This is a genomic window from Paracoccus sulfuroxidans, from assembly GCF_007830335.1.
Classification (GTDB): domain Bacteria; phylum Pseudomonadota; class Alphaproteobacteria; order Rhodobacterales; family Rhodobacteraceae; genus Paracoccus; species Paracoccus sulfuroxidans.
This window is the reverse complement of record NZ_VLKU01000001.1, coordinates 227,994-253,176: the sequence shown is the minus strand read 5'-3', so window position 1 is coordinate 253,176 and position 25,183 is coordinate 227,994. Positions and strand designations below refer to the sequence as shown.

Here is a 25,183-nt window from a genome sequence, read left to right as displayed (position 1 = left end):
GCGTACCCGTCCTGTTCACGCTGATGGAAGAATCACTTCGCGGTCAGTGATGATCATGTCGAGCGGTTGATCGGTGGGTTCCGCCGGGATCGCCTCGAGCTCCTGCACCGCGAAGGCCAGGCCGATCGCAACGACGGGCCCGCGCGCGCGCAGCTTCTCCAGCGTGCGGTCATAGAAGCCGCCGCCATAACCGATCCGGTTGCCGGCGCGGTCGAAGCCCGCCAGCGGCACGATCAGCACTTCAGGCGTCATCTCCGGACATTCGGGCGGCGGATGGCTGGTACCGAAGCTGCCGGATTCCAGACGGCCATCATATCGCCGAAAGACCAGCGGCACGTCGCGCCCCGGAACAACCGGCAGGCATTGCTCGCCCCCTTGGGCCTCCATGGCGGGGCGCGGATCGGCCTCGTCGCGCATCGGCCAGTAACCTGCCAGCACCCTGCCCGCATGCGGTGCCAGCGCTTCGGTCAGAAGTTGCGTCAGCCGGGCCTGATCACCGCCCGCGCCACGCGCCGCCAGCGCCTGACGGCGCAACTCGGCTTTCAAAGCAGGATCCATGACGCCAACCCCAGAAATGCAAAGAACCCCATGACATCGGTCATGGTGGTCACGAATGTGCCCGACGCCAGCGCCGGGTCAAGCCCCAGACGGCTGAGGGTCAGGGGCACCAGCACCCCACCCATGGCGGCCACGATCTGGTTCGCGATCATCGCCATGCCCAGCACCAGACCGATGCCGGGGCTGCCCAGAATGAAAGTGCCCGCAAGCCCCAGAAGCACCGCCAGCCCTAGACCGTTCAGCATGCCCGCGAAAAGTTCGCGCACGATCACCCGGCGGGCATTGGCGCTGGTCAGCTCGCGCGTGGCCAAGGCCCGTACCGCAACGGCCAGCGATTGCGTGCCCGCGATCCCGCCGGTCGAGGCGACAATCGGCATCAGCGCGGCAAGGATCACCAGCCGTTCGACCGTGCCTTCGAACAGCGAGATGACCAGCGCCGAGAGAGAGGCGGTGAACAGGTTGATGACCAGCCAGGGCAAACGCTGGCGCGCCGTCTGGAATGGCCCGTCCGAGACGTGGCTTTCATCCGAGACGCGTGCCATTCGCAGGAAGTCTTCCTCGTGCTCTTCGTCCAGCACCGACATGGCGTCATCGATGGTGATGACGCCGACCAGTCGGTCATCGTCATCGACCACCGGCGCCGAGATCAGGTGGTATTTGTTGAACACATAGGCGACCTCGCCCTCATCCTCGCGTGCGGGGATGGTGCGGAAGCTGTCTTCGCAGATGTCGCGCAATGGCACGTTCCGGCGCGAAGACAGAAGCTTGCCCAGCGTGACATAGCCTGTCGGATGGCGGCGCGGATCGACCAGAATCACATGATAGAACTGATCGGGAAGCCAGTCCTCTTGCCGCAGGAAGTCGATGGTTTCGCCGACGGTCCAATGCTCGGGGGCCGTCACCGTCTCGGACTGCATCAGACGTCCGGCCGAGTATTCGGGATAGGTCAGCGACTGTTCGACCGCCGCCCGGTCCGAATCGTCCAGCGCGGCCAGAACCACCTGCTGCTCGGGCTCTTCCAGATCCTCGATTAGGTCGACGACGTCGTCGGTGTCCATCTCGCGCACGGCGTCGGCCAGCACGTCATGGGGCAGCTGCTCGACGACCTCATCGCGGATGGATTCGTCGATCTCCGACAGAATGTCGCCGTCGATCTCGCCGGAATAAAGGTCAAGGAAGGCACGGCGGCGGACCGGGGTCAGCTGCTCGATCAAGTCGGCGACGTCGGCAGCGTGCATCGGCTCCAGCAGCGTATCCAGCCGCTGGCCGTCATCCGCGTCGATGGCCTTCGTCACATTCTCAAATGTTTCCTTGCTCAGACCTTCATCGTCGTCACGGATGTCGTGTTCGGGTTCACGCAGATCGGTCATCGGCGGGCTCCTGTCGGTCGAGGCAGTAGGCGGGCGGCAATTCTATATGCGCTCCATGCAGGAGCGCCGATTGCAGGTCAACTGCCTAGCAGGCGAAGCGCCTCGGCATGAAGCTCGGGCGAGGCGGCGGCGATGATGCGCCCGCCCTCATGCGCGGGGCCGCCGGTCCAGTCGGTAACGACGCCACCGGCCGCGCGCACGACCGCAATGGGGCCCGCCACGTCATAGGATTGCAGCCCGGCCTCGATCACCAGATCGATCTGGCCCGCCGCCAGCAGGGCATAGGCGTAGCAGTCGAGCCCATAGCGCGTCAGCCGCGCCTGCGCTGCCACCTTTCCGAAGGCGCGAGATTCCTCGGGGCTGCCGACTTCGGGATAGGTGCTCATCAGGGTCGCCTGCGCCAGAGGCACATCGCGACGCACGGCCAGCGGCAGGTCCCGGCCACGGCCCAGCACGCGAGCAAGGCCGAAGCCGCCCTCGAAGCGTTCATCCAGATAGGGCTGGTCGATGATGCCATAGATCGGACCGGAGGCATCGTTCACGCCGATCAGCACGCCCCAGCTGGGCGCACCCGACATGAAAGCGCGGGTGCCGTCGATGGGGTCCAGCACCCAGGTCAGGCCAGAGCTGCCTGCCTGCGAACCATATTCCTCGCCCAGAATGGCATCCTGCGGGCGTTCGCGTGCCAAAATCGCACGCATCGCGCGTTCGCTGGCGCGATCGGCCTCGGTCACGGGATCGAAGCCATCGGAAAGCTTGTTGTCCGGACGCAGGTCAGGGCTGCGAAACAGGCGCAGTGTTTCCACCCTCGCGGCATCGGCCAGCAGATGCGCGGTGCGCGTGATGCTGTCGATCTCGGCCCGGTCGAGCGTCGGTGCGGTCGTTTGAGTCATGATGCTTGCCCGCCTTTTGTTGGTTCGGGCAAGGTCTAGCCCCGACTGCACGAACTGGAAAGTCCGTGCAGCAGGAAGTGACATATGACCGTGCGGTCAGGCCGCGTCCGAAAGGACCCGCGCCAGTTCAAAGATCTGGCGGCGCTGAGCCTCGGGCATGGCATAATAGGCCCGGACCAGCTGCAGTGCCTCTTTATCGGCAAGGATATCGCCCTCGACCTCATCCTGGACCTGACTGTCGGTCAGACCATCGAAGAAGAAGCTGACGGGTACATCGACAGCGCGGGCAATGTCCCACAGACGCGAAGCCGAAACCCGGTTCATTCCGGTTTCATACTTCTGGATCTGCTGGAACTTGATCCCAACTTTCTCTGCCAATTGTTGCTGTGTCATGCCAATCATCCACCTACGGTGGCGAATGCGTTTCCCGACATGCACGTCAACACTATGTTTCATGGTAACACCTCACTCAATCTAAACGGGCGCTACTACAATCTGACGCAATTTTCGAGCTATTCATTGCCCACTTGTCGAAAAGTACAGCCAAAATGCGGTACGTGAGAGCAATCATTCTCCAAACACGGCTATCGTCGCGCCAAGACAACTATGACAGGAAGATTCATGTGTGAACAATGGAAAATTATGCAGGTGGTTGAAAATGCCCCTCGGCCCCTGCCCACAAGGTCTGGAATTCCGGACCCTCAGGCAGGCGAAATCCAGCTTGTCATGCATGCGGCTGCGCTGAATTTCGCCGATCTGTTGATGATCAAGGGCACATATCAAGAGACCCCGCCCCTGCCCTTCGTGCCGGGAATCGAGGGCGCGGGCGAGGTCCGGGCCGTCGGCGCGGGCGTCACGCATCTGAAACCCGGTGACCGGGTCGCGGTCTTTGCGCAAGGCACCCTGGCTGAGGCCGGGAACTTCGAAGCGGCGCGCTGCACGAAGATCCCCGATGGCATGAGCTATGCCGATGCCGCCGCCTTCCAGATCGCCTATGGCACCAGTCATCTGGCGCTGACGGCACGCGGCAAGCTCAAGCGCGGCGAGACGCTGGTGGTCCTTGGCGCGGCCGGTGGCGTCGGCCTGACTGCGGTCGAGATCGGGGCGGCGCTGGGTGCCCGCGTGATCGCCGTCGCGCGGGGGGAAGAGCGGCTTGCCGCGGTGCGGAATGCGGGGGCAGAAATCGCCATCGACAGCGACAGCTGCCCCGACCTCAAGGCCGCGCTGCGCGAGCTGGGCGGCGTCGATGTCGTCTATGATCCGGTGGGCGACGCGCCCGGGCTTGCGGCCTTCGGGGCACTGCGCCAGCAGGGACGCTTCCTGGTGATCGGCTTTGCGGGTGGAAAGCCCCCGGCCCTGCCGCTGAACCACGCACTGGTCAAGAATATCGAGATTCACGGATTCTATTGGGGCGCCTATGCCAAACTGGATCCGGCGCTGATGCGCGACAGTCTGTCGCAGCTCTTCGAGATGCATCAGACCGGCGCATTGAAGCCTCATCTGGGGGCGGTACTGCCGCTTGAGCGGCTGTCGGAGGGCTATGATTTGCTGGAAAATCGTCGATCCATCGGCAAAGTCGTGATCACCATCTGAATTTTCTGTCAGGATGTTCGTTTCCCGACCTATTATTATTGAAAAAACGACCTCCGTTGACGATATTTGTGGGGATGGTGGGCCAACTCAAGGTCACACCGCGACTTCTGACCGGGAGCTTTAGATGGCAGATTACAACCACATCCGCACGGCCGGGGCCGCGACGCGCTCGGCCGCTGTGGACGAAGGCCTTCGCGCCTACATGAACAAGGTCTACAGCCTGATGGCTGTGGCCATGGTCGTGACTGCAGGTGCGGCATGGGCCATTTCGGGCCTGGCCCTGAACCCCGATGGCACGCTGACCTCGCTTGGCGCGGCCATCTACACGTCGCCGCTGCGCTGGGTGATCATGTTCGCCCCGCTGATCGTGGTCTTTGCCTTCGGCGCCATGCTGAACCGGCTGTCGGTGTCCGCCGCGACGACCGTCTTCTATGGTTTTGCCGCGCTGATGGGCCTGTCGATCAGCTGGATCTTCATGGTCTACACCGACTATTCGATCATCCAGACCTTCCTGATCACCGCAATCGCCTTCGCGGGCCTGTCGCTTTACGGCTACACGACCAAGCGTGACCTGTCGGGCATGGGGACGTTCCTGATGATGGGCCTGATCGGCCTGATCATCGCCTCGATCGTCAACATCTTCCTGAAGTCCACCGCCATGCAGTTCGCGATCTCGGCGATCGGGGTGCTGATCTTCGCCGGTCTGACCGCCTTCGACACGCAGAACATCAAGAACACCTATCTGCAGATGGCGAACTCGGACAGCGACTTCATCGGCAAGTCGGCGATCATGGGTGCACTGCAATTGTACCTGGATTTCCTTAACCTGTTCATGTTCCTGCTGCAATTCATGGGCAACCGCGACTGAACCGGAAGGTTTTTCCACGAATGCGAAGGCCGGGGTTTTCCCCGGCCTTTTCTTATGCAACCCGGTCGGTTGGACTATGCGCGATAGCACGCCAATTCGTCTGTTATGTACGGCGTAAATCCGCGCATTTTATTTCAAATAAATTCATATAGTTAAAAGTCGTTCCCCATATAGTTGAGGGGTGGCATGCGTCCTCACGCGCATGAAAATTCTGCCGCCTTGCAGGATTGTGACCCAGCGTCAAAAGGTCGGTCTGCCGGGTCATGTCGCCCCGGTATCGCCGTCCTGACCACCTACGCCGGCTGACTGTTACATGATCCTCCGGCCGGATCGGGAAGCGATTGGTCCGACAACGTCCGCCCCAAGGCGGCGTATCTGAGAGTGAGTTGTAACAATGACGAATGGTACTGGCACGACCGGCGGCGGTGGACATGGCTGCACTTGTGGTCCTTCCGAACCCGGCTGCGAAAAAATGATCTTTCTCGGCAATATGCCGGATATGGATTCAAATGAAAGTAGTCTGATTGCCGAACTCGCGCCGCAAATTTTGGGCGGCAAGGGTTACGGAGAACAAGGCAATCCGCTGTATTCCCAGCTGACCGAGGTCCATCTGAACGACACCAATGGCGACGGTGTGGTAAAGGTGAACAACGGCAATCCCAATGCCGAAACGATCACCCATGACGCGTCGGGTTCCGATCAGAATTATCAGATCGACTCGACCTTCCAGGTCAAGAACACGACGGTCACCTTCCTCAATGAGGACGGCACCACCTCGACGATGAACCTGACGGTTCGCATCATGCAGGACACGGCCGGGAACACCTTCCTGATGCCGCCCCCGCAAAGCGCCTCGCAGGCCGAGATTGACGCGATGACCTCGAAGCCCATCGTCTCGGTCAACTTCCCGACCAGCAAGGATTGCTACAACCTGTGCACGGATCGGGTCTTCACCGACCGCACCTGCTTCCCTTGTTTTGCCCGTGGCACCCTGATCGAGACCGAGCAGGGTCTTGTCCCGGTCGAGGAACTGGCAGCCGGCATGAAGGTGATGACGCGCGACCGTGGCCTGCAGACGCTGCGCTGGACCGGCTCGCGCCAGCTCAGCAGCGCCAATTTGGCGACCATGCCTGAAATGCATCCGATCCGCGTTCGCGCCGGTGCTCTCGGCAAGGGTCTGCCGCGCCGCGATCTGATCGTGTCGCCGCAGCACCGCATCCTGATCCGTTCGAACATCGCGCAGAAGATGTTCGGCACGAATGAGGTGCTGGTCGCCGCCAAGCAGCTTCTGCAGATCGAAGGTATCGACATCGCCCGCGATCTGGAGACGGTCGAATACTTCCACTTCCTCTTCGATCAGCATGAGATCGTGCTGTCGGAAGGCGCAGAGACCGAGTCGCTCTACACCGGCCCGGAAGCGCTGAAGACGGTGGGCTACGCTGCCCGGACCGAGATCTTCACGCTGTTCCCGGAACTGCGTGACGCGGACCCGGCGAACAAGCCCGATGGCGCGCGCTTCCTGGTCTCGGGTCGGATGGGCCGCAAGCTGGCGGTTCGTCACATCCAGAACCGCAAGCAACTGGTCCAGTAAGCGACCAGCCCGGCTTCGGAAAAGGGGCGGTTCGCCGCCCCTTTTTCATGCCGATAGCTGACGTCATTCTGCATCTTGCCCATGCGCGCGCCGCCGGATCATATGTTCCCTGACCGCGCCGCCTGACAGATTGCGAAACCGAAAGATGTGTCTCCCATGACGAAAAAGGCCCTCATCACCGGCGTGACCGGGCAGGATGGCTCGTATCTGGCCGAATTTCTTCTGCAGAAAGGCTATGAGGTGCATGGCATCAAGCGCCGTGCCTCATCCTTCAACACCCAGCGCGTGGACCATATCTTTCAGGACCCGCATGAGGAAAAGCCCAGCTTCCATCTGCATTACGGCGATCTCACCGACAGCTCGAACCTGACGCGCATCATCGCCGAGGTTCAGCCCGACGAGATCTATAATCTGGGCGCGCAGTCCCATGTCGCGGTCAGCTTCGAGGCCCCCGAATACACCGCCGATGTCGATGCGATCGGCGCGCTGCGCCTGCTGGAGGCGATCCGCTTTCTGGGGCTGGAGCGCAAGACCCGCTATTATCAGGCCTCAACCTCCGAGCTTTACGGGCTGGTGCGAGAGACGCCGCAGACCGAGGCCACGCCCTTTTACCCCCGCAGCCCCTATGCGGTCGCCAAGCTCTACGCCTATTGGATCACCGTGAATTACCGCGAGGCCTATGGGATCTTTGCCTGCAACGGCATCCTCTTCAATCACGAAAGCCCCCGGCGGGGCGAGACCTTCGTGACCCGCAAGATCACCCGCGCCATGGCCAATATCGCGCAGGGGCTGGAGAAATGCGTCTATATGGGCAATCTCGATGCGCTGCGCGACTGGGGCCATGCGCGCGACTATGTCCGCATGCAATGGCTGATGCTGCAGGTCGATGAACCCGAGGATTTCGTCATCGCCACCGGTCAGCAGCATTCGGTGCGCGACTTTCTGGTCTGGACCGCCGCCGAGCTGGGCATCTCGCTGGAGTTTCGCGGCACGGGCGTCGATGAGGTCGCCGTGGTCGCGGCCATCGAGGGTGACATGGCCCCGGCGCTCAAGCCCGGCGATGTCATCATGCGGATTGACCCGAAATACCTGCGCCCGGCCGAGGTGCAGACCCTTCTGGGCGACGCCCGCAAGGCGCGCGAGAAGCTGGGCTGGCAGCCCGAAACCACCGCCCGGCAGATGTGCGCGGAAATGGTCGAGGCCGATCTTCAGATCGCGCGCCGCCATGCGCTACTGAAAACCCATGGACTGGAACTGCCCGTGGTACTGGAAGATGGCTGAACCTGACATGACAGCTCACGACCGCCCGACCCTACTGATCACCGGCGCCTCGGGCCTCGTGGGCCGCAATCTGACAGCCCACCCGCGCCTGGACCGTTGGCAGGTGCTGACGCCCTCCAGCCGGGAGTTGGACCTGACCGATGCGGCTCTGACCCATGCGTGGCTTGCCCGACACCGCCCTGATGCGGTGGTTCATGCGGCAGGGGTCGTCGGCGGCATCCATGCCAATATGGCCGAACCCTTCCGCTTTCTGGCCGCAAATGCGCAGATGGGCGTCAATATCGTCTCCGCCTGCCGCGCGGCGGGGGTGCGCGACCTGATCAATCTGGGCTCCAGCTGCATGTACCCGCGCGATCTGGGTGAAGGGCTGGCCGAAGAGACGATCCTGACCAGCCAGCTTGAGCCGACGAACGAAGGCTATGCGCTGGCCAAGATCATGACGATGCGACTGTGCGAATATGCGATGCGCGAAGATGCGTCGCTGAACTACCGCACACTGATCCCCTGCAATCTCTACGGGCCCTATGACAAGTTCGATCCCCGGACCTCGCATTTGGTTCCGGCGATCATCGACAAGGTGCATCGCGCCAAGGTCTCGGGCGCGGCGCAGGTCGAGATCTGGGGCGATGGGACCGCGCGGCGCGAGTTCATGTATGCGGGCGATCTGGCCGATGCGATCACCCGCGCGCTGGAAGATCCCGCGCGGCTGCCGCCCATCATGAACGTCGGTCCCGGCCATGACCATTCCATCAATGATTATTATCATCAGGTAGCCGAGGTCATCGGCTGGCAGGGTCGTTTCACCCATGACCTTGACCGCCCTGTCGGCATGAAGCGCAAGCTGCTGGATGTGACCCGCCAGACCGACTGGGGCTGGCAGCCCGGCACCGCCCTGACCGAAGGGCTGCGCCTGACCTATGAGCACTACCTGCAGGAGGTCGCCCGATGACCCACCGCTTTCCGCTGGCGACCTCAAGCTGGGACGATCAGGAGATGGGCGCGCTGCAGCGGGTCATCGCCTCGGACCGTTATTCGATGGGTCCCGAGGTCGCCGCATTCGAGCGCGCCTTCGCAGCCTATACCGGCAGCCGTTTCGCGGTGATGGTGAACTCGGGCTCTTCCGCCAATCTGGCGATGGTGGCGGCGCTGCGCTACACCAAGAACCCGGCGCTGAACCTGCAGCCCGGGGATGAGGTCATCGTGCCCCCTGTGTCCTGGAGCACGACCTATTTCCCGCTCTATCAATATGGGCTGCATCTGAAATTCGTCGATATCGATGCACAGACGCTGAACTATGACCTCGACGCGCTGGAGGATGCCGTCAGCGCCCGCACCCGCGCCATCATGGTGGTGAACCTGCTGGGCAACCCGAATGATTTCCACCGTCTCGAACAGATCGCCACGCGACACGGGCTGTTCCTGATCGAGGACAATTGCGAATCCATGGGGGCCACTTTCCTTGGGCGTCAGACCGGCACTTTCGGGGTGATGGGCACCTATTCGACCTTCTTCTCGCACCACATCTCGACGATGGAGGGCGGGGTCGTCGTGACGGATGATGAGGAGCTTTATCACATCCTGCTGGCGCTGCGCGCGCATGGCTGGACGCGGAACCTGCCCCGGTTCAACACACTGACGGGCGAGAAAAGCGACGATCCTTTCGAGGAAAGCTTCCGCTTCGTGCTGCCCGGCTACAACCTGCGCCCGCTGGAAATGTCGGGCGCTCTGGGCCTCGCGCAGCTCGGCAAGCTGCCGGATCTTGTTGCGGGTCGGCGTCGGAACGGGCAGATGTTCCAGCAGGCGATGGCCAATCACCCGCTGTTCCGCATCCAGCATGAGATCGGGGACAGCAGCTGGTTCGGCTTCTCGCTGGTCCTGCGCCCGGACAGCGGTACCACGCGCAAGGCGGTGCTGGGTCAGCTCGACCAGCTGGGGTTCGAAACCCGCCCCATCGTCAGCGGCAATTTCACCAAGAACCCGGTGCTGTCCTATATGGACCACAGCCTGCACGGCCCGATGACCCATGCCGAAGAGATCGACCGCAACGGCTTTTTCATCGGCAATCACCATTACGACATCAGCGAGGCGATCGAGACCATCGCCGCCTTCCGGGGCTAGGCCTTCGCCTCACCCAGCGGCACGCAGATCAGATCGGTGCCCGCGTCGCGGATCATCTCGGCGCTGGTGCTGCCCAGAAGGCTGGCGATCAACGGCCCCCGCCCGTGCGAGCCCAGAAGCAGCAGGTCGTAATCATCGTCCAGCATCTGTTCGCGGATCGCGGTGGAGGGCGCGCCGTGCCGCACGACGAAGCGCAGCGACTTCGGCCCGGCAAGGCGTGTCGTCAGGCGGGTGCGCAGGTTCTGCTCGATCTCTGACAGCGCCAGCATGTCCAGCCGCTGCAGGTCCACGAGATTGGTCAGCCCGCCGCGGATCATGGCCGGGGCGGGCAGGTTCGTCGCATGCAGCACCGTCACCTCGGCCTGATCCAGAAGCCCCATCGCCTTCACGCGATCAAAAGCCGCCAGACTTTCGGCATCCTCATCCAGCGCGAAAAGAACCCGCCGCCAGTCGCGCCCGGCATGGCGCACGACCGCGACCGGGCGGTCGCTGAGGCCAAGAAGCCGCTCGGCGGTTGTGCCGCTGAGGCTGGCGGGAAAGCGGCGGGCGCGCGGGATGCCCACAAGGATCAGCGCCGCGTCCAGTTCCTCGGCGGCTTCATGGATCGCCACATGCGCATCCCCCCCGACCGAGCGGGCGCTGATCTGGTCGGCATCCGTGGCACCTGCGGCATCGAGCCCGGCCTGCAGCGCGCGCAGGGTGAAACGCCCCTCCTCGGCCGCCAGATCGAAGGGCAGGTCATCGGAATGGACATGCAGCACCGTCAGCCGGGCGTCGGGCGTGCTGCGCAAGATCGCCAGTGCCCGCTTTAGCGCCGCATCTGAGCGTGGCGACAGGTCGGTCGCTACCAGATAATTCGTCAACCCGACCCTCCGCCCGATCCAAATCTGCAACCGCAAGCTAGACCATCGCATCGCAGACCGAAAGCCGCGCCGATTTGATCCGCTTTCACGCTGGACAGGCGGCGTCCCGCGACTAAATTCGGGACGCGCGCAGCCCCGCGCGAAGGTGTGCCTTTTATGTCTAGGAAAAACCGGTTCCGCGTCCTTCTTGCCGCCGTCCTGATCCTTGCGGCGGTCGCAGGCTATCTGCGCTGGAGCCAGGGGGCCTCGGCCTTTCCGGATGCGCCCTTGCCCGTCTTGCAGGTCACGCAGGAAGACCACGGCGTCACGGCAGAGCTGACCGATATCCCGCGCCTCAGCGATGAGGTCGCCCTGCCCGTCCATGTCATCGGCCGGGCGGTGCGTGACCGCGGCAGCATGATCCATCAATGGCCGGGGTTTCAGGCCGAGGCCCGCTTTCGCGGCACCGATGTCGCGGTGCGGGTCGACGACAGCCAGAACCGGCTGCGCATCACCATCGACGATGGCGACACCGCAACCTTCGAGCTGGCGCGACCGGGCCGCAAGCAGCTGCGCATCTCGGGCCTGAAGGACGGCGAGCACCGCATAAGGCTGGAGAAAATCAGCGAATCATCGGAACCGGCGCGCTTCCTGGGCTTCTATGTCGAGGCCGCGCTGAACGTGCTGGCCGCACCTCAGGATGCGCCGAAGCTGATCGAATTCGTGGGCGATTCCGATACGGTCGGCTATGGCAACCTCAGCTTCGGACGTCGCTGCACGCCGAACCAGCAGTTCGCGGCGACAGATGTCTCGCAAAGTTTCGGCCCGCGTCTGGCCGAGCGGCTGGATGCCAGCTACCGGATGATCGCGCTGTCGGGCATCGGGCTTGAGCGGAACTATGGCGGCGCCCTGCCCGACCGGACGCTGCCGAAACTGGTCGATCTGGCGCTTCCGGCGCTGGACGCCCCGCCTGCCGCGCCCGAACCAGCGCCCGAGCTGATCGTGCTGGCCATCGGTTCGAACGATTTCGGCTCGGACTTTCAAAGCGGCGAGCCATGGGACAGCAAACCCGCCCTGCTGACCGATTTTCAGCCCGCCCTGATCCAGTTGGCGCGCGATCTTGCCGACAAGGCCCCCGATGCCGCTTTCATTTTGCTGGCTTTCGGCGAATATGGTGATGAAATCGTCGCGGCCTACCGCGCGGCCGAGGCTGCGCTGCGGGACGACGGGCGGCAGGTGGCCTTGGTCATCCTGCCCCAACTCGACCGTAAGGGCTGCGACTGGCACCCTTCGCCTGACGACCACCAGATGATCGAAACCCGCCTTATGGACGCGGTCGCAGAGCTGTTGCCGGGCTGGACGCGCTAGCTTGCCGCCCCACATGCCGCGGCGCATCATGAAGCCAGCGAAACACGGAGAATCATGCGCATCCTGCGTCCCATCACCGAACGGCTGCGCGGCCTCATCGGGCTGCGGTCCGAAGAATTGCGCAATGCCGCAGATGAGCAATGGCAGGTGGCCCCGCCCGAGGTGCGCGCGGTCCCCCCGGTCCTGATCCCCGATGGCCATGCTGAACGCATCGTGCAGACCGAATTCGCCCCGACCGATCTGGTGCTGGCCTCGCTGGCGGGTGATCCGGCCGAACAGATCGGGCCGACGATGGGCTATCTGCTGCGCGACGTCGATATCATCGACGGCGTCGCCTATTCGCGTGGCATCCGCCTGCATCTGCATCGCCACCACCGCCGCAGCCCCTTTCCGCAGCACATGACCGATGAAGGCAAGGGCGCGCTCTACGAAAGCTGGGTCGGGAACCGCTGGTTCGGGAACTGGCTGCTGGACGATTGCCTCAGCTATTCGCTGGCCGAAGAGGCGGGCGGGCCGGTCACCACAAGGCCCAAGACGCCGGGCCATGTCACCGAATACGAGGAACTGCTGAAGATGCAGCCCCGCCGCATCTGCGACGCCCATTTCGATGAGCTGATCGTCTTTGACGATCACGCCAACAACAGCAACCGCATCGGCCGCGCCGCGCGCTTCCGCAGGCAGCTGACGCAAGGTGCCAGCGAGGACCCCGTGCCGGGGGTCTTCCTGATGCGCGGCCGCTCGGGCGATCTGCGCAACCTCGCGAATGAGGAACAGATCGCCGCTTATCTCGCCGAACATCACGGCTTCAAGGTCTATTGGCCCGAGACACACACAGCGCGCGAACTGGTCGCCGCCTGTGCGGGCGCGAAGGTCGTCGCGGGGGTAGAAGGCAGTCAGCTCTGCCATGCCATCGGCGCGATGCCTCCGGGTGCGACGGTGCTGACGCTGCAACCCCCGGACCGGGTGACCACGGTGCTGAAGCTGATGACCGACCGCTGGCTGCAGCGGCTCGCGGTGGTCGTGGGCGTGGGCGTTGCGACCTCGTTTCAGGTCGATCCGGCGGATGTGGCCGAGATCATGAACCTTATCCTGCAAGAACAGGGCCGCGATCCGTCCTAATCGGCAGGTTGCCAAGCCGCCCGCATCTGGCGATACCCTGTTTCCGGGGAAAATACGTTTCTGCGAAAGCCATTGCTGATGTCCTTTTTTCAAACCCTGCGCGATGACTATAACCGCCACGGCAGATCGCTGACCGAGCCTGCCTTCGTGTCTCTGGCGGTCTATCGCTATGGCCGCTGGGCGATCCAGCGCAAGAACCGGGTCGCGCGCGCGGTGGCGAACAAGTTCTATGCGGTGCTGAAATTCTTCATCCTGAACGTGACCAAGGTCTGGATCCCGCCGCAGGTGCAGCTGGGCGAGGATTTCCACATCATCCATGCCGAGGGATCGCTGTCGATTCACCCCGATGTGGTGATCGGCGACCGCTGCGGCGTCATGCACAATGTCACCATCGGCACCAATATGCGCGGCGGCGCGCCGGTGATCGGGGATGATGTGTTCATCGGCGTGAACTCGACGGTGCTCGGCAAGATCCGCATCGGCGACCGGGTCCGGATCGGGGCGAATACGGCGGTCTCGACCAATGTGCCCTCGGATTCTGTGGTCGTGGGCTCGCCCGCGAAAATCTATCCCAGCCTGCCGATTTTTGCGGCGAAGAAGAAAGCTCCGGGCAATGAGTGACGATTTCGACCGCTGCATGTGGCAGCTTCTGACCGACAACCTGCCCGCACGGGCCGACAAGGTGGCGCTGGTCGATCCGAAACGCAGCGTAACCTACGGGGCCCTTGCGGCCGAGGCCGGGCGCATCGCCGACTGGCTGACGCTGCGCGGCGTGAGGCCGGGTGACCGCGTCATCATCCATCTGCGCAAAGGCATTGATGAGGTCGCCGCCATGTTCGGCGCCTGGAAGATCGGCGCCGTCGCGATCAACGTGAACTCGCATTGGACGGCGGCGCAGCTGGGGTATGTGGCGCGTGACAGCCGCACCCGCGCCGCGATCCTCGCGCGCGGCGTGCTGCGCAACCTCTTGGGCGATGACGCCCTGCCCGCCGGGACGCAGATCCTGGCGCAGGGCAAGGCCGAGGGTCTGCCCGAAGGCGTCGACGCCTGGGACGCGCTGCCCGCCGACAGCGGAGCGGCCCCCGCGTCGCCGAACCCGGCAGAGCTTGCAATGATCATCTACACCTCGGGCTCGACCGGTCAGCCCAAGGGCGTGATGCTGAGCCATCGCAACATCCGCGTCGGCGCGATCTCGGTCGCGGAATACCTGCATCTGACCGAGGATGACCGGCTGCTCTCGGTCCTGCCCTACAGCTTTGACGCGGGGCTGAACCAGTTGACGACGATGCTGCTGAAGGGCGGCACCACCGTTCACCAGCCCGTCGCCATGCCCGCCGAGATCCTGCGCATGGCCAAGGCCGAGGGCGTCACCGGCATCGCGGGAGTTCCGCCGCTTTGGAACCAGATCGTGCGGCTGCTGATCGAAAGTCCGGTTGAACTGCCCGCGCTGCGCCGGGTGACCAACACCGGCGGCAAGATCCCCCCGAACATCCTTGAGGCGATGCCGGGCGTCTTTCCGGGCGTCGACATCTATCTGATGTACGGCCTGACCGAGGCCTTCCGCTCGACCTACCTGCCGCCCGCGCGTTTTGCCGCCAAGATGGGCTCGATCGGCCAGCAGATCCCGAATGCACAGGTCTTCGCAATCAAGCACGGCATCGGCATCGCCGGCCCCGGCGAGCAGGGAGAGCTGGTCCATGCAGGCCCGCTGGTCAGCATGGGCTATTGGGAAAAGCCCGAGGTGACGGCCGCCAAGATCCGCCCCTGCGCCGAGCTTGCGCATCTGATCGGCGATGCCCCCGTGGTCTGGTCGGGCGATCTTGTCCGCGTCGATGAAGACGGCGACATGTGGTTCGTCAGCCGCATGGATGAGATGATCAAGACGCTGGGCTTCCGCCTGTCGCCCACCGAGGTCGAAGACCTTCTGTCGCAAAGCGGCATGGTCACCGATGTCGTCGCCTACGGGGTCGAGAATGCCGAACTGGGCGAGGCGGTGCATGTCGCTGTGACATTGCTGCCAGAGGCGGATATTGATGCGCTTTCAGCCTATTGCACCCGCAGCATGGCGCATTACATGCGTCCGCGACATGTTCACCTGTGGCAGGGAACCATGCCCCGCACCGCCAGCGGCAAGCTGGACCGGCCACAGATCATCAAGGCGGCCAAGGCCGCCACTCCCGAAACCGTCTGAGACCCCGGAGACCGCGTCCTCATGAGCATCAGCCAAGACGATCTTGCCAATTTCATCCGCACCGATCTGGGCATCGAAGACCCGATCGACGCCGAGACCGAGCTGTTTTCGGGCGGCCTGCTTGATTCCGTGTCGATGGTCAGCCTGATCACCTTCATCGAGGAAAAGGCGGGCGTGACCGTCCAGCCCTCGGACGTGACGCTGGAGAATTTCGACACGATCGCCAGCATCGAAGCCTATGTCCGCAGCCTTGACTGATCTTGCGCGGATCGATGCGGTTCTTGGGGCGGCGGCCGAACGGTTCGACACGCCCTCCTATGTCTATCTGACCGACCTGATCGAGGATCGGCTGGCCGATCTGCAGCAGGCCTTCGGGCGCTGGTTTGCCCTCAGCTATGCGGTCAAAAGCAACCCGAACCCGGGATTGCTGGACTGGCTGCGCGAACGCATCGACTATCTGGATATTTCATCTGGGGGTGAGTTCACGCTGGCCGCCCGGGCCGGTTGGCAGGCCGAGAGGATCAGCTTCACCGGCCCCGCCAAGCGGCGTGACGAGCTTCAGGCCGTGATTGCCGCCGATCTGGGTGAACTGGTCATCGAAAGCCTGCGCGAGGCGCGGCTCGCGAATGAAATCGCCGCCGCATCGGGTCGTCGTCAGATTGTCGTCGTGCGTCTGTCGCCCGACCGCGTGCCCAAGGGTTTCGGTGATCACATGGCCGGTCGCCCCAGCCCTTTCGGCATCGACATCGAAGAGGCCCCCGACGCGCTGGCAGAGATTGCCGCCATGCCCCATCTGCGGCTGGCGGGGCTGCACATCTATTCGGGGACGCAAAGCCTCAAACCTGCGGCGATTTGCGAAAACTGGCGCATCTTCATGCAGATCTTCCGCGACACCTGCGCCGCGCTGGATCTGCGCCCGGAAAAGCTGATCTTCGGCTCGGGCCTTGGCATCCCCTATCACCCCGGCGATCAGGCGCTGAACCTCTCGGAGATCGCGGCCGAGATCGGCCCGGAACTCGACGCCTTCCGCGCCGAGCCGCGCTTTGCGGACACCCGCTTGGTGCTTGAACTGGGACGGCATCTGGTGGGCGAGGCCGGTTTTTTCGTGACCCGCGTCATCTCGGTCAAGGAATCGCGCGGCAGCCGCATCGCCATCTGCGACGGCGGCCTGAATGCGAACCTCGCGGCCTCGGGCAACTTCGGCATGGTGCTGCGGCGCAACTACGTCATGCACCGCGTCGGCGGCGATGACGGCGGCGCGCGGCCCGAGGAGAAGCTGGATATCTCCGGCCCCCTCTGCACCTCGATCGACAAGCTGGGCGGTGCGGTCCTGCTGCCGCGCGTCGAGGAAGGCGACCTCATCGCCATCCATTCCTGCGGGGCTTACGGCCCAAGCGCCAGCCCGGTCTATTTCATCAGCCACCCCCTGCCGCGCGAGGTCCTGTCGCTGGGCGGACAACTGATCGACGTGACCCGCATCCGGGGTGAAAACGCCTGATCCGGGCTGCCCTCGGGCGCCGCATTTCCCGTGATGCGGCGCTTGCGTCATTTTCTTACAGTTCCGTGATCGCCCGAGTCGGTTTTTCCTGACTCGGGCGATTGTATTTCCCGGCCCGCGCCCGCTATTATCCCTTCAACCCCCGAATGGTGAAGGATTACGATGGTCGAACAGAACCTATTGTTGTTGCTTGTTCTGATGCCCTTCGTGTCTGCTGCCATTGCGGCAACGCTGCCCGAAGACGCCAGAAATGCCGAAGCATGGCTTGCGGGCCTGACGATGCTGGGCGGCGTCTTCTTGTTGGTGATCCTCTACCCCTCGATTCAGGATGACGGCATCGTCACGCGTCCGGTCCATTGGGTCAGTTCGATCGGGCTTGACCTCAACTTCCGCATCGATGGTTTTGCCTGGCTGATGATGACGCTGGTCATGGGCATCGGTTTGCTGGTGGTGATCTATGCGCGCTACTACATGTCGCCCGACGATCCGGTGCCGCGGTTCTATGCCTGCCTTTTGGCCTTTGCGGGTGCGATGGCGGGCCTTGTCCTCTCTGGCAACGTCATCCAGATGGTGGTCTTCTGGGAGCTGACGAGCCTCATTTCCTTCCTGCTGATCGGCTATTGGTACCGCCAGCAACTGGCGCGCGACGGCGCGCGGATGGCGCTGATCATCACCGCATCGGGCGGGCTCTGCCTGATGGTGGCGGTGATCCTGATGGGCCAGATCGCCGGCAGCTATGAGCTTGACGCCATTATCGCCGCCGCGCCCCGCATCGTCACCCATCCGCTTTACGTGCCGATCCTGCTTCTGTTCCTGATCGGGGCTTTCACCAAATCGGCGCAATTCCCGTTCCATTTCTGGCTACCCAACGCCATGGCCGCGCCGACGCCGGTCTCGGCCTATCTGCATTCGGCGACCATGGTGAAGGCGGGCGTCTTCATCCTGATCCGCTTCCAGCCGGTGCTGGGCGGCACCAATGAGTGGTTCCAGATCGTCGCCGGAACCGGCCTCTTGACGCTGTTTCTGGGCGCGTTCATCGCGCTGTTCCGCCACGATCTGAAGGGGCTGCTGGCCTATTCGACGATCAGCCATCTGGGCCTGATCACCGCGCTGATCGGCATTGGCAGCCCGGCCGCCATGGTCGCGGCGATCTTCCACATCGTGAACCACGCGGTCTTCAAGGCCTCGCTGTTCATGGCCGCCGGGATCATCGATCATGAGACCGGGACCCGCGACATGCGCCGCCTGTCGGGGCTGGCGAAATTCATGCCGATCACCGCGACGCTGGCGATCATCGCCTCGGCCGCGATGGCGGGGGTACCGCTGCTGAACGGGTTCCTCTCGAAAGAGATGTTCTTCGAGGCGACTTATGTCTGGAACAACGGCACCTTCCTTGACAATGCGGCGCCCTATATCGCGGTGGCGGCCAGCGCCTTCAGCGCCGCCTATTCGCTGCGCTTCATCCTTGCGGTCTTCTTCGGCCCGCCGTCGCGCGATCTGCCCCGCACCCCGCATGAGCCGCCGGTGCTGATGCGCCTGCCGGTCGCGCTGCTGGTCATTGCCTGCATCGCGGTGGGCGTCTTCCCGCAAGAGACGCTGGGCGTGGTCCTGCAAACCGCCTCCGAGTCGATCCTGGGCAGCAAGACGCCCGAGATCAGCATCAAGATCTGGCATGGGGTGAACCCCGCGCTGATCATGAGCATCATCGCCATGACGCTGGGCACGCTGATCTATCTGTCCCGCCGCACCTATATCGACACCGGCGAGGAAGGCCCCGCCCTCACCCGCCGCTTCAGCTTCGCGCGCGGTTTTGACGAGCTGATGAACCTGCTCAGCACCAAGCTGCCGCGTCAGGCGCTGCGGCTGACCTCGGCCCATGGGCTGCAGGCGCAGCTTCGCGCGCTGGTGCTGTTGGCGCTGGCCGGGGCCTGGTATGCGGTCATCAATCTGGAATGGCACATCCCGCGCCCGACCATCGGCCAAAGCGAGGTGGTCTTTGCCCTGCTGTGGCTGGTCGGCGGCGCTTGCGCCATCGGGGCCGCGTGGCAGGCGAAATATCACCGCTTCGCCGCGCTGATCCTGATGGGCGGCGCGGGGCTTGTCACCTGCGCGACCTTCGTCTGGCTCTCGGCCCCCGATCTGGCCGTGACGCAACTGCTGGTCGAGATCGTGACCACCGTGCTTCTGCTTCTGGGCCTGCGCTGGCTGCCCAAGCGCAACGAAGAGATCCCCGGCGATGACGCCCTGCCCGCCCGCATCCGTCGCGGCCGTGACCTGCTGATCGCGGTCGCCTGCGGCGGCGGCATGGCGGCGATTGCGGCGGCGGTGCTGCTGACCACGCCCGGCGTCTCGGTCGGGGACTGGTTCCTGCGCAACTCTTATGTCGAGGGCGGCGGCACCAACGTGGTGAACGTCATTCTGGTCGACTTCCGCGCCTTCGACACTTTCGGCGAGATCACCGTTCTGGCCGTCGTGGCGCTGACCGTCTACGCCCTGCTGCGTCGTTTCCGTCCCGCCCCCGAAAGCGTCGAGCGTCCGCGCCCGCAGCGCGAAGCCGATGAGCAGGAGTTGCAGGATTACCTCTATATCCCGGGCCTTCTGATGCAGTGGATGTTCGCGCCGATCATTACGCTGGCCGCCTATCTGTTCTTCCGCGGGCATGACCTGCCGGGCGGCGGTTTCGCGGCGGGCGTGACTCTGGCGATTGCGCTGTTGCTGCAATATGTCGCCTCCAACGTGCGTTGGATCGAGGCACGGCTAACGGTCCTCCCGATCCGCTGGATGGCCTTCGGCCTGACGCTCTCGACGGCGGTTGGCGCGGGGGCCTGGATCTTCGGCTATCCGTTCCTGACCGCGCATGCGCAATATGTCGACCTGCCGCTGGTCGGGAAAACGCCGCTTGCCACCGCGATGCTGTTCGATCTTGGCATCTTCGCGCTGGTCATGGGGGCCATCGTCCTGATGTTGATCGCCATCGCGCACCAAAGCCTGCGCGTCGCGCCCAAGCAGCGCAAATCCGAAGGGGAGGCCACCTGATGGAGCTTATTCTTGCACTTGCCATCGGTGTCCTCGTGGGGTCCGGCGTCTGGCTGATGCTGCGCCCCCGGTCCTATCAGGTGATCGTCGGGCTGTGTCTGCTGGCCTATGGGGTGAACCTGTTCATCTTCGCCATGGGGCGGCTTTACGTGGGCGCGGCCCCGATCATGCCGAAGGGCGGCTTTGTTGATCCGACGGCCTATGCCGATCCGCTGCCGCAGGCGCTGGTGCTGACGGCCATCGTCATCAGCTTTGCGACCACGGCGCTGTTTCTGGTGGTGATGATCGTGTCGCGCGGGATGACCGGCACCGATCACGTCGACGGGAAGGAGCGCCTCTCCTGATGTCCGATTTCACCAGCCACCTGATGATCCTGCCCATCGTGATCCCGATTCTCGCGGGCGCCTTGATGCTGTTCTATGATGATCGCCGCCGCCTGACCAAGCTGGGCATCGGTCTGGTCGCCATCTTCATGCTGATCCTGATCTCGATGGAGCTTCTGTCGGGCGTCAAGGGCTCGTCAGGGCCCGGCAGCACGGTCGTCGGGCTTTACCCCTTGGGCAACTGGCCCATGCCCTTCGGCATCGTGCTGGTACTGGACCGGCTGTCGGCGATGATGGTCATGCTGACCTCGCTTCTGGCCCTGCCCTCGCTGATCTATGCGGCGGCGGGCTGGCACGGGAAGGGTCAGCACTACCACAGCATGTTCCAGTTCCTGCTGGCGGGGGTGAACGGCGCCTTCCTGACCGGCGACCTCTTCAACCTTTTCGTGTTCTTCGAGGTGATGCTGGCGGCCTCTTACGGCCTCATGCTGCACGGCTCGGGACCCGAGCGGATCCGCGCGGGCCTGCATTACATCGCGATCAACCTGGCCGCGTCGCTCTTGTTCCTGATCGGCGCGGCGCTGGTCTATGGCACCACCGGCACGCTCAACATGGCCGATATTGCCCGCGCCGTCCCCGAACTGCCCGAGGCGCAGCGGATGCTGTTCCATGCCGCTGCCGCCGTTCTGGGCGTGGCTTATCTGGCGAAGGCCGCCGCATGGCCCTTGTGCTTCTGGCTGCCGCCGACCTATGGCGCGGCCTCGCCCCCGGCTGCGGCGATCTTTGCGATCATGACCAAGGTCGGGATCTATGTGATCCTGCGACTGTCGCTGCTGGTCTTGGGTCCAGAGGCCGGGGCCTCGGCCGGGTTCGGCGCGCCGGTGCTGATCATCCTTGGCCTGGCCACCATGACCTTCGGCACCTTCGGCATTCTGGGCACGCCCGATCTCGGCCGGAAGGGCGGCTATCTGTCGATCATCTCTTCGGGGACGGTGCTCGCCGCCGTGGGCTTTGCCCAGGCGGGGGGCGGTGCGCAGATGCTGGGCGGCGCGCTTTACTATCTGATCGGCTCGACCGCCGCGATCTCGGCCTTCTTCCTGCTGGCCGAGCCGGTCAGCCGGGGCGATGAGCCGCCAGAAGAGGACCTGCCCGAAGGCAGCGATGCGGTGGCCGAGCGCTGGACCGCAATGACCAGCCTGGGCGCGGTCGAGGACACGACCGACCCCTATAGCGAGCGGACGGTGTCATGGCTGGCCATGGGCATCTGTTTCGCGCTGATCGCGGCGATGCTGGCGGGCCTGCCGCCGCTGCCGGGCTTCATCGGCAAAGTCGCCATGCTGGCCGGTGCGGTCGGAGACAACATCCCGGCGTCGGGGCGTCTGCCCATGATCCTGTGGATCTATGTGGCGCTGCTGATCCTCTCGGGTCTGGGCGCGCTGATCGCGCTGATGCGCTTCGGGATCCGCCGTTTCTGGGCCGAGGATGGCCGCACCCCCCGCATCCTCGCGCTGGAAGTCGTGCCGGTCGTCATCCTGCTGGCGATGATCGGCCTGCAGACGGTGCGGTCGGAATCGGTGATGTCCTATACGCGCGACACGGCGACAGCACTTCTGTCGCCCTCGATCTATCGCAATGCGGTGCTGGCCCCGGTCAACAGCGCGGACGCCCTTGAAACCGAGGTCGCAAGATGAGCCGCTATCTTCCGCACCCGCTTCTGTCGCTGTCGCTGGTGGTGATGTGGCTGCTTCTGACCCGGTTTTCGCTGGGGCATCTGCTGCTGGGCAGCGTCATCGCCATCGGCGCGGGCTGGGTCGTCGAGCGTGTCCAGCCGCCGAAACCCCGTCTGCGCCGCTGGCACCTGATCCCGCGACTGTTCTTCATCGTGGCCTATGACATCCTGCGCTCGAACATCGCGGTGGCGAAGGTTGTGCTGCTGGGGCCGGACAATCCGCGCTACCACTCGGGCTTCATCCGGCTGGATCTGAAGCTGCGCGATCCGAATGCGCTGGCGGTGCTGGCGATCATCGTCACCTCGACGCCCGGGACCGCCTGGATCGAATACAACCGCGAGGAAGACTGGCTGCTGCTGCACGTCCTTGACGTCTTCAGCGAGGATGACTGGCAGGCCCTGATCCACGACCGCTATGAAGCCCTGTTGATGGAGATTTTCGAATGAGTGCCGTCATTCTTCAATTTGCTCTGGGCTATGCGCAGATCGCCGTCATTCTGGCGCTGTGTCTGGCCTGCTGGCGCGTGCTGAAGGGCCCGCGCGCGCAGGACCGCGTGCTGGGCGTGGATGCGATGTATGTGAACGCGATGCTGCTGTTTCTGACCGTCGGCATGGTCAACGGCAATATCTTCTTCTTCGAGGCTTCGATGGTGATCGCCATTCTGGGCTTCGTGACAACGGCCTGTGCGGCCAAATTCCTGATGCGCGGCGAGGTGATCGAATGAACCATCTGAACGATCTGCCGCCCTGGATGGCCATTTTGATCGCGACCTTCCTGATCATCGGCTCGACACTGGCGCTGCTGGGCAGCGTGGGTCTTGTGCGGCTGCGCAGCTATTATCAGCGCCTGCACGCCCCGACGCTCAGCTATAGCTACGGCACGCTGATGACGATCCTGTCGTCGATCCTGATGTTCAGCTATCTGGAGACCCGACCCGTCGTGCACGAGCTGGTGATCGGCGTCTTCGTGATGATCACCGCGCCGATCACGCTGCTGATGCTGGGCCGCGCCGCCCTGCGCCGCGATCAGGACGCAAAGCTGGCGCATGAAGAGGCGGTGCCTGCCCGCGAGACGCTGCGCGCCTCTCCGGCCGGGAAACTTATCCGCGACGTGAAGCGCTCAGGACATCCCGAACCATCGCCAGATCAACCTGGTCCGTGACGAAGGCGTCGCCGATGCCGCGCGCGAGGATGAAGCGCAGGCGTCCGTCCTGAACTTTCTTGTCCTGCGCCATCAGCGCCATCAGCGCGTCATTGTCGGGCAGATCGCCCGGGATCTGAGAGATCCGCGACGGCAGGCCCATCTGCTGCAGATGCGCGGCCACGCGCGAAGGGTCTTCCTGACTGCAAAGACCAAGCCGGGCCGACAGCTCGAAGGCCAGCGCGCAGCCGATCGCCACGCCCTCGCCATGCAGCAGCCGGTCGGAGTAACCTGTCGCCGATTCCAGTGCATGGCCGAAGGTATGGCCAAGGTTCAGAAGCGCCCGCTCTCCCTGTTCGGTCTCGTCCCGCTGGACGATCCCGGCCTTCATCGCGACCGAATGCCGGACCGCCTGCTGCCGCAATGCCGCGTCGCGCGCCAGCGCGGGCGCGTTCTGCTCCAGCCAGTCAAAGAAGGCCGCGTCGCCCAAAAGGCCGTATTTCACCACCTCGCCATAACCTGCGCGGAAGTCGCGTTCAGGCAGCGTGGCCAGCACGTCGATATCGGCCAGCACCAGCGAGGGCTGGTGAAAGGCGCCGATCAGGTTCTTGCCATGCGGGCTGTTGATGCCGGTCTTGCCCCCGACCGAGCTGTCGACCTGCGCCAGCAGCGTCGTCGGGATCTGCACGAAGCGCACGCCGCGTCGCAGGATCGCCGCCGCAAAGCCTGCGAGGTCACCGATCACGCCGCCTCCAAGGGCGATGACCAGATCCTTGCGCTCGACCTTCTGCGCCAGCAGCCATTCGACGGCGGTACCAAGCTGGTCCCAGGATTTCGTGGCCTCTCCGGCGGGCAGCGCCAGCGCCTCGGCCTTCAGCCCCTCGGCCTGCAGCGAGGCCAGAAGCGGCTCAAGATGCAACGCGGCCACCCGCTCATCCGTCAGGATCGCGATGCGGCGTTGCCCGGCCAGCGCCAGCACCTCTTCGCCCGCGCGCGCCAGCAGCCCCTGCCCGATGCGGACATCATAGGAACGCTCACCCAGATCGACCCGAACGGTCTCGGTCATGACAATTTCTCCAGAATTTCAGGGTCGTAGGCCTTGATGGCCTCTTGCACGCGGGTCGTGGTGGCGTCGATGCTGCAGCCGCGCGTCGCGGGCACGCGAATGTCGGCCAGCGCATAGACCGGGTTGCGCTCATTCAACAACCGCTCCAGCGTGCCGCGCGGATCGGCGGTCTGCAACAGCGGTCGGGTCGGGCGCAGCTTCACCCGGTGCCACAGCGTCTCAAGATCGCAGTCGAGCCAGACCGAAACCCCCTGCGCGCTGATGCGCTCACGGTTTTCCTGCCGCATCCAGGCCCCGCCCCCGGTCGAGACGATGGCGGGCTGGCCCGCCAGCACGCGTGCCAGCACCTCTGATTCGCGGGCGCGGAAGAAGGGCTCGCCGTCGCGGGCAAAGATTTCGGGAATCGTCATGGCCGCCGCACGCTCGATCTCGGCGTCGATGTCGATGAACGGGGCCGACAGGCGGCGCGCAAGCTCGGTCCCGATGGCCGTCTTTCCCGCCCCCATCATTCCGATCAGCACGATGTTCCGCCGCATTCACGCATTCCCGATCAAACTTTCACCGAGGTGACTGAATGGCGTGATCTTTCGAGAAATGC

At 64.0% G+C, this 25,183-nt stretch carries 25 protein-coding genes; 18 read left to right on the top strand and 7 right to left on the bottom strand.

Annotated features, from left to right (window positions below):
* Positions 1 to 15 precede the first annotated feature (15 nt).
* The 4 genes from IQ24_RS01235 to IQ24_RS01220 form a co-directional block, all read right to left on the bottom strand.
* Positions 16 to 558: a 5-formyltetrahydrofolate cyclo-ligase gene (locus IQ24_RS01235; protein ID WP_145395890.1), complete on the bottom strand. Its 543-nt coding sequence runs from the start codon at positions 556 to 558 to the stop codon at positions 16 to 18.
* Positions 543 to 1,928, bottom strand: a complete 1,386-nt coding sequence (gene mgtE / locus IQ24_RS01230) for a magnesium transporter (protein WP_145395889.1) — start codon at positions 1,926 to 1,928, stop codon at positions 543 to 545. Before mgtE ends, IQ24_RS01235 begins: the two co-directional genes overlap by 16 nt.
* A 77-nt stretch (positions 1,929 to 2,005) precedes the next feature.
* Entirely contained in the window at positions 2,006 to 2,821 is an 816-nt protein-coding gene (locus IQ24_RS01225) for an inositol monophosphatase family protein (RefSeq protein WP_145395888.1), read from the bottom strand.
* Positions 2,822 to 2,917: 96 nt separating this feature from the next.
* Positions 2,918 to 3,277 (bottom strand): helix-turn-helix domain-containing protein, encoded by a 360-nt coding sequence (locus IQ24_RS01220; protein ID WP_145395887.1) that lies wholly within the window; start codon positions 3,275 to 3,277, stop codon positions 2,918 to 2,920.
* Between the two features lie 150 nt (positions 3,278 to 3,427).
* Here IQ24_RS01220 and IQ24_RS01215 point away from each other — a divergent pair, with 150 nt between their 5' ends.
* The 6 genes from IQ24_RS01215 (at position 3,428) to IQ24_RS01190 (ending at position 10,272) form a co-directional block, all read left to right on the top strand.
* The gene (locus tag IQ24_RS01215) at positions 3,428 to 4,414 is read left to right on the top strand and encodes an NADPH:quinone oxidoreductase family protein (RefSeq protein WP_338419444.1); all 987 of its coding nucleotides are present in this window, start codon (positions 3,428 to 3,430) and stop codon (positions 4,412 to 4,414) included.
* 124 nt (positions 4,415 to 4,538) lie between these two features.
* Positions 4,539 to 5,282: a Bax inhibitor-1/YccA family protein gene (locus IQ24_RS01210; protein WP_145395885.1), complete on the top strand. Its 744-nt coding sequence runs from the start codon at positions 4,539 to 4,541 to the stop codon at positions 5,280 to 5,282.
* 499 nt (positions 5,283 to 5,781) lie between these two features.
* Positions 5,782 to 6,873 (top strand): Hint domain-containing protein, encoded by a 1,092-nt coding sequence (locus tag IQ24_RS01205; RefSeq protein WP_242007854.1) that lies wholly within the window; start codon positions 5,782 to 5,784, stop codon positions 6,871 to 6,873.
* A 156-nt stretch (positions 6,874 to 7,029) separates the two neighbouring features.
* Positions 7,030 to 8,154, top strand: coding sequence for a GDP-mannose 4,6-dehydratase (gmd, locus tag IQ24_RS01200; RefSeq protein ID WP_145395883.1), 1,125 nt, complete (start codon positions 7,030 to 7,032; stop codon positions 8,152 to 8,154).
* A gap of 7 nt (positions 8,155 to 8,161) precedes the next feature.
* A complete protein-coding gene (locus IQ24_RS01195; RefSeq protein WP_145395882.1) occupies positions 8,162 to 9,103 on the top strand; it encodes a GDP-L-fucose synthase family protein in 942 nt (313 codons plus the stop codon).
* Positions 9,100 to 10,272: a DegT/DnrJ/EryC1/StrS family aminotransferase gene (locus IQ24_RS01190; protein WP_145395881.1), complete on the top strand. Its 1,173-nt coding sequence runs from the start codon at positions 9,100 to 9,102 to the stop codon at positions 10,270 to 10,272. Before IQ24_RS01195 ends, IQ24_RS01190 begins: the two co-directional genes overlap by 4 nt.
* Here the strand turns inward: IQ24_RS01190 and IQ24_RS01185 are convergent.
* Positions 10,269 to 11,135: a universal stress protein gene (locus IQ24_RS01185; RefSeq protein ID WP_158637460.1), complete on the bottom strand. Its 867-nt coding sequence runs from the start codon at positions 11,133 to 11,135 to the stop codon at positions 10,269 to 10,271. The two genes, IQ24_RS01190 and IQ24_RS01185, sit on opposite strands and share 4 nt — an antisense overlap.
* 156 nt (positions 11,136 to 11,291) lie before the next feature.
* Between IQ24_RS01185 and IQ24_RS01180 the strand changes: the two genes are divergently transcribed.
* The 12 genes from IQ24_RS01180 (at position 11,292) to mnhG (ending at position 23,540) form a co-directional block, all read left to right on the top strand.
* Complete coding sequence (locus IQ24_RS01180; RefSeq protein ID WP_158637459.1) at positions 11,292 to 12,482, top strand: SGNH/GDSL hydrolase family protein; 1,191 nt, start codon at positions 11,292 to 11,294, stop codon at positions 12,480 to 12,482.
* Between the two features lie 54 nt (positions 12,483 to 12,536).
* Positions 12,537 to 13,601, top strand: a complete 1,065-nt coding sequence (locus tag IQ24_RS01175; RefSeq protein WP_145395878.1) for a glycosyltransferase family 61 protein — start codon at positions 12,537 to 12,539, stop codon at positions 13,599 to 13,601.
* Between the two features lie 78 nt (positions 13,602 to 13,679).
* Complete coding sequence (locus IQ24_RS01170; protein WP_145395877.1) at positions 13,680 to 14,222, top strand: serine acetyltransferase; 543 nt, start codon at positions 13,680 to 13,682, stop codon at positions 14,220 to 14,222.
* Positions 14,215 to 15,792: an AMP-binding protein gene (locus IQ24_RS01165; RefSeq protein ID WP_145395876.1), complete on the top strand. Its 1,578-nt coding sequence runs from the start codon at positions 14,215 to 14,217 to the stop codon at positions 15,790 to 15,792. The genes IQ24_RS01170 and IQ24_RS01165 overlap by 8 nt, the downstream gene beginning before the upstream one ends.
* Positions 15,793 to 15,813: 21 nt before the next feature.
* Positions 15,814 to 16,050 (top strand): acyl carrier protein, encoded by a 237-nt coding sequence (locus IQ24_RS01160; protein ID WP_145395875.1) that lies wholly within the window; start codon positions 15,814 to 15,816, stop codon positions 16,048 to 16,050.
* Positions 16,043 to 17,290, top strand: a complete 1,248-nt coding sequence (locus tag IQ24_RS01155; RefSeq protein WP_242007853.1) for a type III PLP-dependent enzyme — start codon at positions 16,043 to 16,045, stop codon at positions 17,288 to 17,290. The genes IQ24_RS01160 and IQ24_RS01155 overlap by 8 nt, the downstream gene beginning before the upstream one ends.
* A gap of 162 nt (positions 17,291 to 17,452) precedes the next feature.
* Complete coding sequence (locus IQ24_RS01150) at positions 17,453 to 20,326, top strand: monovalent cation/H+ antiporter subunit A (protein WP_145395873.1); 2,874 nt, start codon at positions 17,453 to 17,455, stop codon at positions 20,324 to 20,326.
* Complete coding sequence (locus tag IQ24_RS01145; protein ID WP_145395872.1) at positions 20,326 to 20,670, top strand: Na+/H+ antiporter subunit C; 345 nt, start codon at positions 20,326 to 20,328, stop codon at positions 20,668 to 20,670. The genes IQ24_RS01150 and IQ24_RS01145 overlap by 1 nt, the downstream gene beginning before the upstream one ends.
* Positions 20,670 to 22,340, top strand: coding sequence for a monovalent cation/H+ antiporter subunit D (locus tag IQ24_RS01140; RefSeq protein WP_145395871.1), 1,671 nt, complete (start codon positions 20,670 to 20,672; stop codon positions 22,338 to 22,340). Before IQ24_RS01145 ends, IQ24_RS01140 begins: the two co-directional genes overlap by 1 nt.
* Entirely contained in the window at positions 22,337 to 22,825 is a 489-nt protein-coding gene (locus tag IQ24_RS01135; protein ID WP_145395870.1) for a Na+/H+ antiporter subunit E, read from the top strand. The genes IQ24_RS01140 and IQ24_RS01135 overlap by 4 nt, the downstream gene beginning before the upstream one ends.
* Positions 22,822 to 23,103: a K+/H+ antiporter subunit F gene (locus IQ24_RS01130; RefSeq protein ID WP_145395869.1), complete on the top strand. Its 282-nt coding sequence runs from the start codon at positions 22,822 to 22,824 to the stop codon at positions 23,101 to 23,103. The genes IQ24_RS01135 and IQ24_RS01130 overlap by 4 nt, the downstream gene beginning before the upstream one ends.
* Positions 23,100 to 23,540: a monovalent cation/H(+) antiporter subunit G gene (gene mnhG / locus IQ24_RS01125; protein WP_145395868.1), complete on the top strand. Its 441-nt coding sequence runs from the start codon at positions 23,100 to 23,102 to the stop codon at positions 23,538 to 23,540. Before IQ24_RS01130 ends, mnhG begins: the two co-directional genes overlap by 4 nt.
* On the opposite strand, the gene aroB is transcribed toward mnhG, so the two are convergent.
* Together aroB and IQ24_RS01115 are read right to left on the bottom strand one after the other, a co-directional pair.
* Positions 23,479 to 24,585, bottom strand: a complete 1,107-nt coding sequence (gene aroB / locus IQ24_RS01120; protein ID WP_145395867.1) for a 3-dehydroquinate synthase — start codon at positions 24,583 to 24,585, stop codon at positions 23,479 to 23,481. The genes mnhG and aroB overlap by 62 nt on opposite strands.
* Positions 24,582 to 25,121 carry a shikimate kinase gene (locus tag IQ24_RS01115; protein WP_145395866.1) on the bottom strand — a complete coding sequence of 180 codons (540 nt, stop codon included), beginning with the start codon at positions 25,119 to 25,121 and terminating at the stop codon, positions 24,582 to 24,584. The genes aroB and IQ24_RS01115 overlap by 4 nt, the downstream gene beginning before the upstream one ends.
* Between the last annotated feature and the right edge of the window lie 62 nt (positions 25,122 to 25,183).